Raw genomic sequence first — 16,771 nt, 5'->3', positions numbered from 1 at the left:
TGAGCGACCGGCTGAGCGACCAGGGCTGAGCGGCCGGCTGAGGGCGGGCGCTAACCGCGGGCGGCGTTGCGCAGCGCGCGGTAGAGCAGGCGCGCGTCGCCCAGGTGGTGGCGGAGCAGCTTCTCCAGGCCGCCGATCGGCACCAGGTTCTGAGGCGCGCGCGGGTCCTTGTAGTCGACCCCGGCCAGCGGTGGCAGGGCCAGGGTGAGCGCGTCGGCGAGCCGCACCACCTGCGCGGGGTCCAGGTCGGCGCCGGCCTCGCAGCGCGCCACGCCCGCCCAGGGGGCGGTCGATCTGACGGGCAGGCGTACGTACCAGGCGTGCCGCCGCCAGCTCGTGCCCATGAGGAACACCGGCGTACGCTGCCCCGGCGCGAGCGCGGCGACCACCGCCGACTGAGGCGACGGCAGGTAGGCGGTGTGGTGGGTCTTGATGTAGCCGACCGTGCGCGGCAGGTGGGTGCGCCCCCGCAGCGGCCCGTCCACCAGCAGCAGGTCGTCGCTCGCCGACCGGTGCCGGACGGCGAGGTCGACCTCCAGCTGGGTGACCTGGCGCTGCAGCGCCAGCGACAGCTCCTCGAAGCTGGAGTCGGCGGCCTTGCTCGGGCGGTAGAGGGCGTGGCCGGTCTTCACCTCAGGAGTGTCCGGCGACGCGGAGATCAGCGTACGGTTGACCTGGATCTCCGCCAGGTCGGCGCCGTCCTGCTCGCACCTGACGATGCCCGCGGCGTAGGAGGCGGCGATGCCGGGCACGGGCATCGGCGAGCCGGGGTCGTGCACCCACACGCGGGCGTCGATCCTGCGGACGCCGTCGGCGACCAGCAGGGTGCGCGGCGGGTCGGCGTCGGGCCCCGGCGTGACGGGTTTCCAGTCGGCGGCCGGGCGTTCGACGTCGAGCACCAGCTCGGCGCTGGTGGAGCCCAGCTCGGACAGGGCCTCGACGGCGAGGGCCGCGGCGTAGCCGGGATCCCACGGGTCGACGGTGAAACCGGTCACGTGGCCGCCTTCCGCACGTGGGAGCCCTTGGCGTCGCGCCTGACTTCGAAGCGTACCGGCACCCGCTCGGCCAGCGCGGGGACGTGGGTGACGACGCCGATCATGCGGTCCTGGCCGGCGGCCAGGCGTTCGAGGGTGGTGGCCACCGTGTCGAGGGTGGCGGGGTCGAGCGTGCCGAAGCCCTCGTCGAGGAAGATCGAGTCGAGCCCTCTGGCGACCGCCCCGGACAGCGCCAGGGCCAGCGCGAGCGCGGCCTGGAAGGTCTCTCCGCCGGAGAGCGTACGGGCGCTGCGCCGCATGCCCGCCTCGCCGAAGTCGACGACCTCGATGTCGCCGGTCTTGTCGCTGAGCGTTAGCTCGTACTGGCCGTCGGACAGCTCGCGGAGCGTCTCGGACGCCGACGCGACCAGGACCGCCAGGGCCTCGGCGCACAACCATCGTTCGAAGGCGTTGGCGCGCAGGCGCAGGGCCAGCTCGTGGGCGACCTTGGCCTCGTGCTCCTTCCTGGTGATCTGCTCCTCCAGGTCGGCGGCGCGTCTGCGGTCGTCCCTGACGCGGTCGAGCGCGCTCTCCACGCGCGCGGCGGCGCCCGCGACGGCCGCGCCGAGCTGGTCGGGCGAGGCGTCGCGGGGCGGGACGACGCCGTGCTCGGCCAGGCGTTCCGACAGCTTGCGGCGCTCGCGTGCCAGGGTGTCGCCCGCCTGGGCGAGCTGCTCGTCGCAGGCCGCGAGCGCCGCCTGGGCGGCCCGCGCGGCCCGGTCGCGCCAGCCGAGCAGGTCGGTCCAGGCCCGGTGCAGGTCGTCGCGGGTGAGCGGCGGCGGCGGGTCGTCGTGCCCGCCGGAGACGAGCAGCCGGTCGCGGGCGGACTCGAGGGTACGCCAGGCGGACTCGGCCTGCCGCTCGACCTGCTCGGCCTCCTTGCGGGCGCGGTCGAGCCTGCCCCTGGCGGCGCGGAAGGCGTTGCGGGCCTGGGCCGCGACCTCCTCGGCCTTGCCGATCGCGGCCAGCCGCCCTTCGAGCTCGGCCCGGTCGCCGGGCTCGGGCAGCGCGGCGAGCTCGGACTCCAGCCGGTCGGCCTGCCCGGCCAGCATCGACGCCGACGCCTCGGCTCTGGCGTGGGCGGATGTGGCGCGCTCGGCCCGGTCGCGGGCTCCGGCGAGGGCGCGGTCGGCGGTGCGGATGTCGGCGGGCGGCTCGTGGCGGGGCAGCTCGGCGACCGGGTGCCGGCAGACCGGGCAGGGCTCGCCCACGGCCAGCCGGGGCGCGAGGTGGGCGGCGGCGTGGGCGTCGCGCAGGCGTTCGCGCTGGGTCTCGGCGGCGGCCAGCGCCTGCTCCGCGGCCCTTCGTTCGGCGGCCAGGCCAGGCAGCGGCTCCGCCGCGGCCGCCGCCTCCGCGCGGGCGCGGGCGGCCTGCGCGGCGTGCCGTTCGCGGGCGTCCAGGGCGGCCAGCGCCGCCCGGGGCGCCCCGCGGTCGCCGAGCGCGGCCAGCGCTTCGTACGCCTCGTGGTCGTCGGCCTCCAGCGTCGCGACCTCGGCGGCCAGCGCCTCCACCGACTCGGCGGCGGCCCGCCGGGCCGAGGCCAGCGTCGGCACCGCGTCCGGCATCCGCAGCGACGCCAGCACCGACCGGCGTTCGGCCACGGCGGCGCGCTCCTGCTCGGCCCGCCGGATGTCGGCCTCGCGGGCCCGCAGCAGGTCGAGGTCGGCGCCGATGGTCTCGGCCAGGCGCCGCAGCGCCGCCAGCCGGTCGGCCAGCTCCTGCTCGGCCTCCGCCGTGGCGCCCGACAGCTTGCCGAGCTGGTCGCGGGCGAAGGCGGCGTCGCGTTTGGCCTGTTCCTCCTCCTGCACGGCCCGCTGCCTGATGAGCTCGTAGACGTCGGCGTCGAGCAGCTGCACCAGGAGGTCCTGCCGCTCGCGGGGCGCGGCGTGCAGGAACTCCGCGAAGCGGCCCTGCGGCAGCACCACGCACTGGGTGAAGAACCGGTATTCCAGCCCGGTCACCCGCTGCGCCTCGGGGGTGACGTTCTCGCCCTCGGCCAGGGGCTTGATCACGGCGTCGTAGGCCTGGTCGAGCGGGGCCGATGGGTCGAGCTCGTCGATCCTGGCCTCTTTGGTACGCACCGCGCCCTTGCTGTCGCGCACCATCGCCCTGACCACGCCGTAGCGCCGGCCGCCGCTCTCGAAGACCAGCGCCACCTTCCCCGAGGACACCGAGGGCGCCAGGGCGTGGGCGATGACGTTCTCCTTGCCCCAGCGCGGCACGGTGCCGTAGAGGGCGAAGCAGATCGCGTCGATGATCGTGCTCTTGCCCGCGCCGGTCGGGCCGACCAGCGCGAAATACTCGGTGTCGGAGAAGTCGACGCTCACCGGCTCGCGGAAGCTGCCGAAGTGGTCGAGCTGGAGCAGCAGCGGGCGCATCAGCTGGTCACCTCGTCGTGCAGCCGGTCGAACAGCGCGGCCACCTGCTCGTCGTGCCGTCCGGTGGCGGTGAGATATTCGCGGAACAACTCGCGGGCGCCACGGTCGGCCGAGCCGGTCCTGCGCGTGGCCGGCACCGGCCTGAACCGTTCGTCCAGCATGACGTCGACGGCCCCCGGAAGCAGCTCGCGGACGTCGTCGGCCAGTCCCACGCGGGGTTTCTCCTCGACGATCACCTTGAGCCAGTCGTCGCCCTGTTCCAGGCCCTCCAGCTGGTCCAGCGTGCCGCGCACCGTACGCAGCCTGCGGGCCGAGCCGAAGGCCAGCTCCCGCACCACGGCCGGGCGGCCGGGCGAGACCTCCACCAGCAGCGCGCCGGGGGTGTTGCCCTCCTCGCCGAAGTCGACGGCGAGGGGCGAGCCGCTGTACCAGATCGGGCACGGCCCCGGGATCTGCTGGCGGCGGTGCAGGTGGCCGAGGGCGGCGTACTGGGTGGACGGCGGGAAGGCGGTCGGCTCGAAGTAGTAGGAGAAGATCGACTGGGCCTGCCGCTCCCCGCCGCCGAACGCGCCGCCGGGCAGCGTGCCGTGGGTGGTGACCAGGTTGACGGTGTCGCCGTGGAAGCCGGCCGTCAGCGCGCCGATCAGTTCGGAGATGCGGGCGGCGTAGTCGCGGTTGTGCTCGGCGGCCGTGCCGGCCAGCACCTCGGCGGCGCGTACGACGTAGCGGTGCGACAGGAAGGGCAGCACGGCCAGCCGCACCGGCTCGCCCGAGCGGGCGGTGAAGGCCAGCGTGCCGCCCGCGTCGGGGCGGCGGAAGCTGCCGATGACGTGCAGGCCCAGCTTGCCGAGCACCGGCCGGTAGACCTCCAGCAGCTGCGGGTTGTCGTGGTTGCCGGCCAGCACCACCACGTCGCGGCCGTCGCCGCGCAGGGCCATGAGCGCGTTCAGCACCAGCGCCTGCGCCTCGGGCGTGGGCGCGGAGGTGTCGAAGAGGTCGCCGGCCACGATGACGGCGTCCACGTCGTGGTCGCGGGCGGCGGCGACCAGCTCGCGCAGCACGGCGCGGTGCTCGTCGAGGCGGGAACGGCCCTTGAGCACCTTGCCCACGTGCCAGTCCGCGGTGTGCAGGATCTTCACGTCATCACCTGTGATCAGAAGGGCGGGATGTCTTCTTCGACGCCGGGCAGCCCCTGGAACGGATCCCCTGAGGCCTTCGCGGCCGGGGCCGCCGCCTCCGCGGGCCGGGTCGCCCACGCGGGGAAGGGGAAGGCGACGGCCAGCGGCACGGGGATCTCCGGCTGGGCGACGAACATGGTGCCGGGCTTGGCGATCGTGGCGCGCTCGCGGACGGCCGGGGGCAGCCAGCCGTACTCCGACCTGGCGGCCTCGGCCGGGTCGAGCCGGCCCGCGACGCGTACGGCGCTGTTGGAGACGATGCGGCGCTCCACCTCGGAGGCCGTCTGCTGGGCGCCGATGAGGATGACGCCGAGCGAGCGCCCCCGCTCGGCCACGTCGAGCAGGATCTCCTTGATCGGGGAGTCGCCCTCGCGCGGCGCGTACTTGTTCAGCTCGTCGAGCACCACGAACAGCAGGGGCTTCGCGGTGCCGGACGATTCCTTGCGCTGGAACTCGCCGCGCAGCACCACGCCCACGACGAACCGCTGCGCCCGCTCCGGCAGGTTGTGCAGGTCGACGATCGAGACCTGGGCGTCGGAGGTGCTGACGGTGTGGTTGCGGTAGAACGGCAGGTCGCCGCGGACGATCGGCGACAGCGGGCGCACCGCGCTGCGCAGCCGGCGCAGGAAGGCGTTGACGGTGCCGAGCGGGGTCTGCGCGCCGGTCCACTGCTGGCGCGTGCCCTCGTCCTGCAACTGGTCGGACAGCAGCTCGACCAGGTCGGCGAACGTGCGGGCGGCGGTGCCCTGCACCATGACGGCGCCGCCGTCGCCCACCGGCTCCGCCCACGCCTTCAGCCGGGCCGCGACCTGCCCGACCAGCAGCGAGTAGCCGGCCCGCTCGTCGTCGGCGTCGGCGAAGACGAACCGCAGCAGCTCCTCCTCGCAGAACTCGACCAGCGTCCAGTAGAAGGAACTCACGCCCTGGGTGCGGGCCGAGACGTGGGGCACGCCGTTGGCGTCGCCGGGGCGCGGCGGGGCGAAGACGTGCACGCTGCCGAACGGGCGCGCGGGCAGCCCGAGCCGGGCGTAGACGGCGCGGGCGTCGTCGTCGAGCCGGAGGTTGTCGTGGTCGAGGAAGAGCAGGTCCTCCCCCTTGACGGAGAAGATCAGCGCCTTGGTGTTGGCCGACTCGGCGTCGAGGACGCCCGAGTTGAAGATCGAGTAGAGCAGGAACGTGGCGAAGGAGGTCTTGGTGGCCACGCCGGACACCCCGGAGATCGACACGTGGGCGCCGCGGGTGCCGTCGAGGAAGTCGAAGTTGGCGTACATCGGCCGGCCGTCGCGCCCCATCCCGATCGGGATGCGCCGGTCCATCACGTCGAAGTAGAGCGCCTGCTCGCGGTCGTCGGACCCGGCGAGATGGACCTTGGCGCCGGGCAGCGGCGGCACGAACACCTCGGGCTCGACCCTGGTCACCCGCACCTCGGCCACCTCGACCACGGCCGCGGGCAATGCGCCGTCGGCGATGAGGAAGACGTCGGAGTCGTAGGCGGCGCCCTCGTGCCGGGCCTCGACGGTCGTCACCACGCCCGCGACCAGCACCGGGCCGTAGCCGGGCACGTCGCGCCTGGTCACCACCACGTCGTCGAGCTGGACGACCTTGCCCGGCTCCAGGCCCACCCAGAACGACAGCGGCGAGGCCGCCTGGGTGCCGAGCACCCGCCCGACCGCGTCTCCCGCCGCGGGTGCGGCCTCCTCCACCGCCTGGCTCGCCCCGTTGACCGTCACGAATCCCTCCGCCCCCAATGATGCCCTTCCATGGGAGCGTAGTAGGGGTCGACCTGTGCGTCCCGCTCATCGGGCGTCCCGGCCGGAAACGGAAACGTAACGCGCCGACCGGTAGATCACACGTATGAACACACCTCTTTCACGGCGTACGTTGCTGGCCGGGGCGGGCGCGGGAGCCGTCGCCGCGGGCCTCGGCGTGCGGGCCGCCTGGAGCGACACCCCGCGGGCCCGCGACGCGGCGCCGCCGAACATCCTGCTCTTCACCGTCGACGACATGCACGGCGGCTCGCCCGGCTGCTTCGGCGGCCGGGCCGACCTCACGCCGAACATCGACCGGCTGGCCGGCGAGGGCGTCGCCTTCCACCGCGCGCACGTGCCGATCGCCATCTGCCAGCCGAGCCGGTCCGCGTTGATGACCGGCCGTTTCCCTCACCGCAACGGCGCCGAGGGCTTCGAGGACATCGCCCCCGGCGTGCCGATCCTGAACGAGCTGCTCCGCCCGCTGAACTACCTGACGGGCATCCTGGGCAAGGTCGCCCACCTCGGCCCGCAGGATCGGTTCGCCTGGGATCTGAGCGTCCCCCCCAACCAGCAGCTGGGCATGGGGCGCAACCCCGCCGACTACGCGCGGCACGCGACGGAGCTGTTCGACCGGGCGAAGTCCGAGAATCGGCCGTTCTTCCTGATGGCCAACTCCGAGGACCCCCACCGGCCCTTCAGCGGCAGCGCCGCCGAGCAGGAGAGATTCAAGGACGTCCTGGACGAGATCGCCAAGCCGTCCAAGGTGTACGGCCCGGACGACGCCGAGGTGCCCGGGTACCTGCCCGACCTGCCCGAGATCCGCCAGGAGGTCTCGGAGTACATGAGCAGCGCCCGGCGCGCCGACGACACGCTGGCCGCGGTCCTGGCCGCGCTCGATGCGTCCGGGCTGGCCGGCGACACGATCGTGATCTTCATGTCGGACAACGGCATGGCGGTGCCGTTCGGCAAGGCCAACGTGTACGAGCACTGCACGCGTACCCCGCTGATCGTCCGGTGGCCCGGCGTGACCGGCGCGGGCCGCACCGACGACGAGCACTTCGTGTCCACCATGGACCTCTTCCCCACCCTGTGCCTGGCCGCGGGCGCCACCGTCCCCGAGGGGCTGGACGGTCGCGACCTCACCTCGCTGCTGAAGGGCGGCAGCCAGTCAGGCCGCGACCACGTCAACACCGTCTTCCACGAGTCCAGCTCGGACCAGCGCTACGACATGCGCGGCGTCCACGACGAGCGCTGGAGCTACATCTGGAACGCCTGGTCCGACGGCACCCTGAACTACCGGGCGGAGAACATGCAGGGCCTCACCTGGCCCGCGATGCGCGACTCGACGGACCCCGCGGTCGCCGCGCGTGCCCAGTTCTACCTGCTCCGCGTCCGGGAGGAGCTGTACGACCTCGCGAACGACCCCCACGCGCTGAACAACCTCGCCGACGGGGGCGCGCCCGAGGAACTGGCACGGCAGCGCGCCGCCATGGACGCGTGGATGGGCTCCACCGGCGACCCGCTGCACGCCCAGTACAGGGAGGAGGTCATCAACGCGTGACAGACGCTCACGAGCCATCATGGATCACATGAAAGTGATCGTGATAGGAGCGTCGGGGACCGTGGGGCGAGCCGTCGAGGCCGCCCTGAGCCCTCGCCACGAGGTCGTCGCGGCCTCGCGGCGGGGGCCGGTCCGGGTGGACCTCGAAGACGGGAGGTCGCTGGACGCGCTCTTCGAGACGGTGCCCGACGCCGACGCGGTGGTGTGCTGCGCGGCCAGCGGGCCGCTGGTGCGGCTGGAGACGGTGACGGACGAGGAGTTCGCCGCCGGAACAGCGGGAAAGCTGCTGGGACAGGTCGCGCTCGCCAGGCGGGCGCTGGGTCGCCTGCGGGACGGCGGGTCCATCACCCTCACGGGAGGCACGTTCGCCGCCCCGCTCGCCGACGGGTCGCTGGGCGCGCTCGTCAACGCCGGGCTTGAGGGATTCGTACGGAACGCGGCGAGCGAGCTGCCCCGCGGGCTGCGGATCAATGTGATCGCCCCCGGCTGGATCAAGGAGACCCTGGAAGGCATGGGCCTCGACGGCGCGGGCGGGACGCCGGTCGCCGAGGTGGCCCGCGCCTACGTCTCGGCCGTGGAGGGCACCGCGCAGGGCCAGACGATCGTCCCGTGACGGGCGGCATCCGGCCCGGCCGTACGAAGCGCTTCTCATCGCATAATGGCGAGAACCGTCCGTCGCGTGCGGCATGCTGGACGCGATGGACGAGACCACAGTGGAGCCCGAGGCGCCGTCCGGCGCATTCGGGATCGACGCTTTCACCCTCGATGACCGGATGCGGCTGTTCCATTTCGCCGCCGCCGAGAAGCGTCACGAATACCTCTGGCTGCTGCGCGCCTTCGACCGCGGGCGCGCCAACTACCAGGTGCTGCTGCACGCCGCGCAGGCGCGCGAGCTGCTTCAGTCGCTGCGCGAGGAACATCCGTCCTGCCCGGCGGTCGAGGACGTGCAGCCGCTGCTCGACTCGCTGGCCGACTGGCGGCTGCTCGACCGCAGCTATGACGGCACCCGCGCCGCCAACCTGGCCGAATACCGCAACCGCCACTACGTCTACCAGTTCACCCAGGCGGGATACCGGGCCTACCGCGCGGTGGAAGACGTCCTGGGCGCCGGCCTGGAGGACGCGCAGTTGTCCAGGCTGGTCTTCCCCGACATCCTCAAGGACCTGAAGGCGCTGGCCACGGCCAACAGGGAGGGCGACGGCGAGGAGGTCTACCGCAAGCTGAGCCGTCTCGACGGGGTGCTGTCCGACATGGCGATGCGGGCGGCCCGCTTCTATCTCATGCTCGGCGATCTGGCCCGCACCAACGACACGAGCCCCGAGGTGTTCCTGGCGCACAAGGACACCCTGCTCACCCACATGCGCGAGTTCACCGCCGAACTGGCCCGCTACCAGCCGCTGCTGGCCGCCGCCGTGGAGGAGGTGGCCGAGACCGGGGCCGACCGGCTGATCGCCTTCGCGTCAGAGGCGGACGAGCGGTTGTTCCGCACCCCGGTCGAGCGTGAGGAGGACTGGCGGCAGCGCTGGTCCGGTCTGACCCACTGGTTCGCCGACGGCTCCGAGAGCGAGGCGGAGCGGCTGCAGGGCGCGACCGTCACCGCCATCGCCGGAGTCCTGTCGCTGCTGCGCCGGGTGACCGAGGCCAGGCGCGGCGGCGTGAGCAGGGAGAGCCAGCTACGCCATCTGGCCCAGTGGTTCGTCTCCTGCCCGAGCGACGACGACGCGCACGCGCTGTTCCAGGTCACCTTCGATCTCGGGTCGCCACGCCACGTCGCGGTGCCGTACGACGAGCCGGAGCTGGTCCCGAGCAGGCTGTCGTGGTGGGACGCCGAACCGGTGCGGGTGGCACGCACGCTGGTCCAGTCGGGCCGCACGCCAGGGCTGCACGGGGTGGGCCGGATCGAGCGCAACGAAGCACAGCGCCAGCAACTGCGCGCCGAGCAGATCAAGGCACAGGCGCAGCGCCGATCCGCCGCCGCCGCGCTCGCGGACGGCGCTCTCTACGACCGGGTGCTGGACGAGCCGGAGACGCAGACCTTGCTGGGCCTGCTCGACCTGGCGTTGTCCGCACGGGTCCCCGTGGCGGGCAAGGTCGCGGGGTCCGCGAGTGGCTCGGCGCACGGCATCCGTCTCACCCTGCTGCCGTGCGCCGGCTCGACCACGGTGGCCACCGTACGCGGGCGCCTGCACCTCGACGGCCTGCGCCTGGAGGTGACCTCCATATGAGGGTCGCCGCGGACGTGTCGCCGCTCGAACTCGCCGACTACCAGCGGGCCGTGCGGCTGCTGCTGCGTCACCCGCTGATCACGCCCTCCTTCCCTGACCGGAGCGCGCTCCCCCTGGTGCGGCGGTGGGCGGCGCAGTTGCGCGCCGACCTGCCGGAGGTGCTGGGCTACAGGCTGCTCACCACGGCCGACACCGTCAGGCTGCTGCGCGTCCACGACCGGCTCGACGCCACCATGCCGGCGCTGACCAGGACCGACCGGCCTTTCAACCGCAGGCGCTACGCCTACCTCATGCTCACGCTGGCCGCGCTGGGCCGCTCCGGCACGCAGATCTCGCTGAGCGAGTTGGCCGACGCGGTGGCGGCCGACGCCTCCAGGATCGACGGGCTCGGCATGGACACCGAGCGCAAGCCCGACCGCGACGCGTTCGTGGACGCGGTGGCCTGGCTGGAGCGGCGCGGCGCGCTCGCCCTGGCCGACGGCTCCGCGTCCGCGTGGGTCAACGATCCCGACCGGGCCGAGGCGCTCTACGACATCGACAGGGAGATCGTCGGCGTCGTCTACCGGCCGAGCCGCGTCCTGCAGCATGTCGCCTCCATCACCGCGCTGCTCGACACCGGCCAGGGTCTGGCGCAGGGGCAGGCCACGATGCGCAGGGCGGCGGCCCGCAAGGCGCGGCGCCTGGTGCTGGAGCAGCCGGTCGTCTACTACGAGCAGGTCGACGAGTCCCTGCACGGCCAGCTCCGTTCCCCCTCCCTGGCCGAGGACCTGGAGCGGCTGACCGGGCTGAGCGTCGAACGCCGGGCGGAGGGTGTGGCGATCATCGACACCTCCGGGCGCCTGTCGGACGTTCGCTTTCCCGGTGGCGGCACGATCGCGCAGTCGGCCCTGCTGCTGGCCGCGCGCATCGCCACCTACTGCGGCCCTGGCAACCGGCGCAATCCTCCCCCGCTGCTTCCCGCTCCCACCGAGGCGGAGCGGCTGGCCGAGGCGGCGGCGCGGATCGACGCGGCGCTGCCGCGCGCCAACGTGCTGACCGAGCTGGCTCAGCACGACGGGTTCGAGAGCGCGCCGCCGCGCGAGTCCGCCTACCCCTTCCTGGCGGACACGTGGCTGAGACGCACCATGCGCGACCTGGTCGGCCAGTACGGAGCCGCTTTCGGCGCCGTCTGGCGGACCGATCCCGACAGGTTGCTCGGCGAGGCAGTCGCCTTGCTGGCCAAGCTGCGTCTGGTGGCCGTCGTCGAGGGCGGCGTTCTGGCGCTGCCGCTCCTGGCCCGCTATCGCGGCGTGACCGCGGAGGTGAAGCGCCGCACCGAGCAGACCACTCTCTTCGAGGATGTGAAGTGACCAGGTTCGTCCCCTCCCGGGCAGGCATCATCAACCTCTGGGACTACCGCGACGAGGAGTTCGCCTTCGCCGGGGGCTGGCTGGTCCTGCGCGGGCCCAACGGGTCGGGCAAGACCAAGGCGCTGGAGGTGTTGTTCCCGTTCGTGCTCGACGGGCGCATCGATCCCAAACGGCTCAACCCGTTCGCCTCCGAAGACCGCACGATGAAGTCCAACCTGCTCTTCCGCGGGCAGGACTCCGCGCTCGGCTACGTCTGGATGGAATTCCGCGACCCGGGCACGGGCCAGTCGATCACGGCCGGCGTCGGGCTGCACGCCCAGAGACACCGTGACACCCCCGTACGCTGGCATTTCGTCTGCGACGGCCGCGTCGGCGAGGACTTCTCCCTGCTCACGCCCGACGACCGGCCGATGACCCGCAAGCAGCTGGCGGCGGAGCTGGGCGAGCAGGCGCTGATCGGCACGGCCTCCGACTACCGCGCGGCCATCGACCGGCGGCTGTTCGGGCTGGGCCGGGAGCGCTACGAGCAGCTCATCACGCTGATCCTCACCCTGCGCAGGCCGCAGCTGGCCAAGAACCTCGACCCGGCCAGGCTTTCCGACACGCTGACCGACGGCCTGCGCCCGATCGACGACGAGCTGATCGCCGAGGCCGCGCGTTCCTTCGACGACATGGAGTCGGTGCAGCGCACCCTGGAAGGGCTGGTGGCCGCCGACGAGGCCACGGCGTCTTTCCTGTCCGGTTACAGCACCTATCTGCGCACCCACGCGCGCTGGGCCGCCGACGCGCTGACCCGCCGCAGCGACGAAGTGAGCGCCGCCGCCGAGTCCCGCCGTCTGGCGCGGGAGCGGCTTGCGGTAGCCGAGCTGGAGCGGTCACAGGCGGAGGCCCGCACCAGCGCCGCCGAGGACGCGCTGGCCGGGCTGCGCGCCAGGCTCGACCAGCTCAAGTCGAGCGCCGCCTACGAGGCGCTGCAGCAGCTCGCCGATCTGGAACGGCTGGTGCGCACCTGCGCCGACAACGCCGCCGGCGCCCTCACCGAGCTTCGGCGGCGCACGGCCGCCAGGAGCAGGGCGGCGGGCGAGCTGGAGGCCGCGCGGCGAAGCCTGGCCGAACTCGAGGCCGCCGTCTCCAGGACTGCGGGCGAGCTGGCTGACGAGGCGCACGCGGCGGGCATCGCGTGGAGCACGGGCGACGGCGAAGAGGACGGCTTCACCGACCGGGTCGGCGCGCGCGTCGCGGCCCGCGCCGACGACGTGCGCGCGGTCCGGGCCGCGCTGACCGCGCTCGGCCGGGCCGAGCAGGCCCGCGAGCTGGCTCACGGCGCGCTGGAACGCGCGCTGGAGGCGCTCGCCCTGGCCGAGCAGGCCCAGTCGGAGGCGGCCGACGACGTGCGGCGCACCAGAGACACGGCCCGCGAGGAGCTGGCGGCCTGGGCCGCACGCCACGGCGTCGCGGCGGACCAGGCGACCGCGCTCGCCGAGGCGCTGGACCAGGTGGGCGAGCCCGACGCGCCGGCGCTCGACGCCGTCTTCGGCGAGCTGACCGCCACGGCGGTGCAGGACCTGCGGGACGAGCGGGCCCGGCTGCGCGAGGCACGACGGCAGACCGAGCTGGAGCGTCGGCGCGTCGAGGAGGAGCGGCAGCGCATCGCGGCCGAGCATGACGACGCCCCCGCACAACACCCGGCGCGCACGGCTCCGCGCGAGGACCGCGCCGGAGCGCCACTGTGGCGGCTGGTCCGCTTCAGAGACGGAGCCGGCGAGCGGGACGCGGCCGGGATCGAGGCGGCGCTGGAAGCCGCGGGCCTGCTGGACGCCTGGGTGACGCCGGAGCCCGAGCCGGTGCGCGTGGGCGATTCCGACGCCTACCTGCTCGAAGGCGATCCGGCCGACGGGCCGACCCTGCTCGACGTGCTGGAGCCGGAGGAGGAGGGCCCGGTCGCCGCCGACCGGGTCGCGGGGATCCTGCGCTCTGTCGTGCTCCGGCGCGACGACGGCGAGTCCGTTGTGGAGACCGCTCCGCGGCACCCGGTGATCACCTCTGGTGGCCGGTTCTTCCAGGGCGTCCAGCTCGGCGCGCACCACAAGACGCACGCCGAGTACATCGGCGCCACGGCCAGGGCCCGCCGCCGCGCCGCCCGGCTGGCCGAGTGCGACGCCCGGCTGGCCTCGCTCGACGTCTCGATCGCCGGCCTCGACCGGCAGGACGAGGCGGCCGAGGCCCGGCTGGAGGCCGTGGCCGCGGCGAGAGCCGGCCTCCCCAGGACCGGGGCCATCGTGGCGGCTCTGCGCACCCGCGAGCAGGCGGCAGGACGGCTGCGCGGCGCCAGAGAGGCCGCCGACGGGGCACAACGCGGGTTCGACGAGGCCGTCGCCGCGTTCGGCGCCGCCGAACGGTCGTTGCGCCGCACGGGCGCCGAACGAGCGCTGGCACCGGACACGGTCGAGGAGGTGGCGGGAGCCGTACAACGGTTCGAACGCGTGGCCGGGGCGCTGGCGGGGCGGCGGCGCGAGGCGGCCCGCCAGCACGCCGGCGTGGAGAGCGCGGCCGACCGGCTGACGGAGGCGGCCGAGGATGAGGCGAACGCCGCCGAGACCGAGCAGGCCGCACGGCGCCGGCATGCCGAGGAGGCCGCCAAGCTGGAAGCGCTGCAGGCGACGGTCGGCGCGGAGGCCCGGCAGGTGCTGGCCGAGGTCGAGCGCACCGAGCGCGACATCACCGGCGCTGAACGGGAGACGCAGTCGGCCAGGGCCGCCGAGCGGGAGGCGCTGACCGCCGAGGCCAGCGCGCGCACCCGCGTGGAGACGTCGGGCGAGGCGCTGGCGGTGGCGCGGCGCGAAGAGTTCCGGACCGCCCGCGAGCTGGCCCCCTATGCCCGCCGCGAGCTGCTCGACGTGCTCAGATGCCCGCCCGGCCTCGGCTGGCCCGCACAGGAGGCCGACTGGCAGGCCGAGGAGCTGCCGGCCGGCGTGCGCGACGTGCACCAGGCGATCCTCGCCGTCACCCGCGACCTGACGCCGACGGAGATCTCGCTCAAGCAGTCCACCACCCGGCTGACCAAGGCGCTGGAAGACCTGCAGGCGCAGCTGACCGCCGCCGACCAGGACTACCGCCCCGAGTGGGACGGCGCCGACGGAGTGATCGTGGTCCGGGTCACCGACGAGGAGGGCCCGCTGCCGGTCGGCGCCTTCGCCGCCAAGATCTCCAGCAGCAGGAACGACCAGCAGCAGCTGCTCACCGACTCCGAGCAGCGCATCCTCGAGGACGCCCTGCTGGCCAGGCTGGCGCAGCAGATCCACGACCGCACGGTCGACGCCCGCGACCTGATCCGCAGGATGAACACGGAGATGCGCTCGCGCCGCATGTCCTCCGGCACCACCGTCGGGGTGGGCTGGCTGCTGGCCGACCATCTCGACGACGAGCAGCGCGCGGTGTGCGCCCTGCTCGACGGTGACGCGGCACGGTTGCGCCCCGACGACCTGGCGAGGATGCGCGGGCACTTCGCCGCACAGATCAAGAACGCGCGGGCGCGCCACCGTGATCGTCCCTACCGCGAGCTGCTGACCGACGTGCTCGACTATCGCAGGTGGCGGCAGTTCGCGTTCCAACTCGTCCGGCCGGACGGCACGGAGGAACGGCTGACCAGGTCCAGGCACAGCCGCCTGTCGGGCGGCGAGCAGTCGGTATCCCTGCACCTGCCGTTGTTCGCCGCCGCCCACGCCATGCTCAACTCGGCCCGTCCGACGGCGCCACGGCTGCTGGCGCTGGACGAGGCGTTCGCCGGCGTGGACGACACGGGGCGCGGCGAGCTGATGTCGCTGGCGGCGCAGTTCGACCTCGACCTGTTCATGACCGGCTACGACCTGTGGGCCACGCACGCCTCCGTATCCGCCGCGGCACACTACGACCTGGCCCACTCCCCGGCCGAGCACACCGTCAGCCCGCTGCTGCTCGTGTGGGACGGCGCCCGCCTGCTGGCCGACGACGCCGGAGAGCTGACCACGGCCCTCGGCTCGCCGGGAACCCGCAAGGTGGCGCGGGAAGAGGAGGGGGCCACGCTTGGGCTCTGAGCACGACCTCGACGCGCTGCGGGAAGAGGGCTGGACCCGGCTGCTGGCAGCCGCCCGGCGCAAGCTCGAACGCGACGGCACGTCGTCGGGCTCGATCAGCATCGGCGCCCCCTCAGAGGCCGAGCGCCGGGTCATCATCGGGCTGACCGGCCGCTACCGGCCCGAGGACGTCAAACGGCTCACCGTGCCCCTGCCCGACCTGGACGCCTTCCTGGCCAACCGCTACGCCCGCGGCCTGCGCGAGGTACTGGCCGAGCTGGGCGGCCCTCTGCGTGACCGCGCCGCGGAGCGCCGCGCGCTCGGCGAGGAACGCGACCGGCTGCTCGCCGGCTGCTCGGACGGCAGGCACGCGGGCCGGCCCTGGCACGCCGCCTGGCTCGACACCCTCGCCACCGACGGCACACTGACCAGGCTCATCAGGCGCGGCGAAGGCGCACTGCTCACGACCGCCTGCCAGGTGCTCGACCTGCTGCCCGCCCCGACCATGCCGCTTCCCGTGCTGGCCGAGCGGGCCACCGGCGACACCAAAGCGCTGTCGGCCGGTTCGCCGCTGGCCTCGCTGGTGCTCCGGGCACTCGCGCTCCGCGCCGAACTGGCGGCCGTCCCTGGTGACCGCGTGGGGCAGCGGACGTTGTGGGAGTCGGCCGGGGTGATCGTGGACGACCTGGCCAGCCAGGTCCTCGTGCTCAACCTGTCCGTACGCGGCCAGGGACCGGTCGCGGGATGGCTGGCGGAGGCGGCCGGGCACGGCCTGCCGTACCGGCTGACCCTGCACCAGCTCACCCGCTTTCCCGTCTCCCTCGACGAGGGCACGATCTTCGTCTGCGAGAACCCGGCCGTGCTCCGCGCGGCCGCCACCGAGCTGGGCGCCCGATGCGCGCCGCTCATCTGCACAGAAGGTGTGCCGTCGGCGGCGTGCCACCGGCTGCTGGAGCCGGGCGGGCATGAGCTGCGGTGGCGGGCCGACTTCGACTGGACCGGCCTGCGGATCGTCGAACGCGCGATCTCCCGCCACGCGGCGGCGCCATGGCGCATGTCGGCGGCCGACTATGCCGCGGGGCTCGCGGAGAGCGAATCGACCCCACTGCTCGGGCCCACGGCGCCGAGCCCCTGGGACGCCGAGCTGGCGCCCCTCATGGCGGGCCGGGGCCGGACGGTGATGGAGGAACGCCTCATCCCCGCCCTCCTGTCCGACCTCGCCGCCGAGCCCTCCTGACGTTGG

The 16,771-nt window shown here is 73.8% G+C and carries 10 protein-coding genes; 6 read left to right on the top strand and 4 right to left on the bottom strand.

From position 1 onward, the window contains the following. Positions 1 to 50 precede the first annotated feature (50 nt). The 4 genes from ABGA98_RS14265 to ABGA98_RS14250 are packed head-to-tail and all read right to left on the bottom strand — an operon-like array spanning position 51 to position 6,320. On the bottom strand, positions 51 to 995 hold the full coding sequence (locus ABGA98_RS14265; protein ID WP_347618726.1) for a hypothetical protein: 945 nt from the start codon (positions 993 to 995) through the stop codon (positions 51 to 53). Next, positions 992 to 3,412, bottom strand: a complete 2,421-nt coding sequence (locus ABGA98_RS14260; protein WP_347618725.1) for an SMC family ATPase — start codon at positions 3,410 to 3,412, stop codon at positions 992 to 994. Before ABGA98_RS14260 ends, ABGA98_RS14265 begins: the two co-directional genes overlap by 4 nt. Next, entirely contained in the window at positions 3,412 to 4,551 is a 1,140-nt protein-coding gene (locus ABGA98_RS14255) for an exonuclease SbcCD subunit D (protein WP_347618724.1), read from the bottom strand. Before ABGA98_RS14255 ends, ABGA98_RS14260 begins: the two co-directional genes overlap by 1 nt. A 14-nt stretch (positions 4,552 to 4,565) precedes the next feature. Beyond that, a complete protein-coding gene (locus ABGA98_RS14250; protein WP_347618723.1) occupies positions 4,566 to 6,320 on the bottom strand; it encodes an ATP-binding protein in 1,755 nt (584 codons plus the stop codon). 124 nt (positions 6,321 to 6,444) lie between these two features. Here ABGA98_RS14250 and ABGA98_RS14245 point away from each other — a divergent pair, with 124 nt between their 5' ends. The 6 genes from ABGA98_RS14245 to ABGA98_RS14220 all read left to right on the top strand — a co-directional run bounded on the left by ABGA98_RS14245 (position 6,445) and on the right by ABGA98_RS14220 (position 16,765). After that, the gene (locus ABGA98_RS14245) at positions 6,445 to 7,902 is read left to right on the top strand and encodes a sulfatase (protein ID WP_347618722.1); all 1,458 of its coding nucleotides are present in this window, start codon (positions 6,445 to 6,447) and stop codon (positions 7,900 to 7,902) included. A gap of 28 nt (positions 7,903 to 7,930) precedes the next feature. Then, positions 7,931 to 8,515 (top strand): short chain dehydrogenase, encoded by a 585-nt coding sequence (locus ABGA98_RS14240; protein WP_347618721.1) that lies wholly within the window; start codon positions 7,931 to 7,933, stop codon positions 8,513 to 8,515. An 85-nt stretch (positions 8,516 to 8,600) separates the two neighbouring features. Then, positions 8,601 to 10,127, top strand: coding sequence for a TIGR02677 family protein (locus ABGA98_RS14235; RefSeq protein ID WP_347618720.1), 1,527 nt, complete (start codon positions 8,601 to 8,603; stop codon positions 10,125 to 10,127). Next, the gene (locus tag ABGA98_RS14230; RefSeq protein WP_347618719.1) at positions 10,124 to 11,476 is read left to right on the top strand and encodes a TIGR02678 family protein; all 1,353 of its coding nucleotides are present in this window, start codon (positions 10,124 to 10,126) and stop codon (positions 11,474 to 11,476) included. The genes ABGA98_RS14235 and ABGA98_RS14230 overlap by 4 nt, the downstream gene beginning before the upstream one ends. After that, positions 11,473 to 15,549 carry a TIGR02680 family protein gene (locus ABGA98_RS14225; RefSeq protein ID WP_347618718.1) on the top strand — a complete coding sequence of 1,359 codons (4,077 nt, stop codon included), beginning with the start codon at positions 11,473 to 11,475 and terminating at the stop codon, positions 15,547 to 15,549. Before ABGA98_RS14230 ends, ABGA98_RS14225 begins: the two co-directional genes overlap by 4 nt. Continuing rightward, positions 15,539 to 16,765: a TIGR02679 family protein gene (locus tag ABGA98_RS14220; protein WP_347618717.1), complete on the top strand. Its 1,227-nt coding sequence runs from the start codon at positions 15,539 to 15,541 to the stop codon at positions 16,763 to 16,765. The genes ABGA98_RS14225 and ABGA98_RS14220 overlap by 11 nt, the downstream gene beginning before the upstream one ends. The last annotated feature ends 6 nt before the right edge of the window (positions 16,766 to 16,771 follow it).

The sequence above is a fragment of the Nonomuraea sp. B1E8 genome (assembly GCF_039871515.1).
GTDB lineage: Bacteria > Actinomycetota > Actinomycetes > Streptosporangiales > Streptosporangiaceae > Nonomuraea.
The sequence above is the reverse complement of the archived record's forward strand: the minus strand, read 5'-3'. Positions and strand labels throughout refer to the sequence as shown.

Coding starts and splice junctions, on each gene's coding strand:
- ABGA98_RS14260 (WP_347618725.1), bottom strand. CDS start 3,412: ATGCGCCCGCTGCTGCTCCAGCTCGACCACTTCGGCAGCTTCCGCGAG.
- ABGA98_RS14245 (WP_347618722.1), top strand. CDS start 6,445: ATGAACACACCTCTTTCACGGCGTACGTTGCTGGCCGGGGCGGGCGCG.
- ABGA98_RS14240 (WP_347618721.1), top strand. CDS start 7,931: ATGAAAGTGATCGTGATAGGAGCGTCGGGGACCGTGGGGCGAGCCGTC.
- ABGA98_RS14235 (WP_347618720.1), top strand. CDS start 8,601: ATGGACGAGACCACAGTGGAGCCCGAGGCGCCGTCCGGCGCATTCGGG.
- ABGA98_RS14230 (WP_347618719.1), top strand. CDS start 10,124: ATGAGGGTCGCCGCGGACGTGTCGCCGCTCGAACTCGCCGACTACCAG.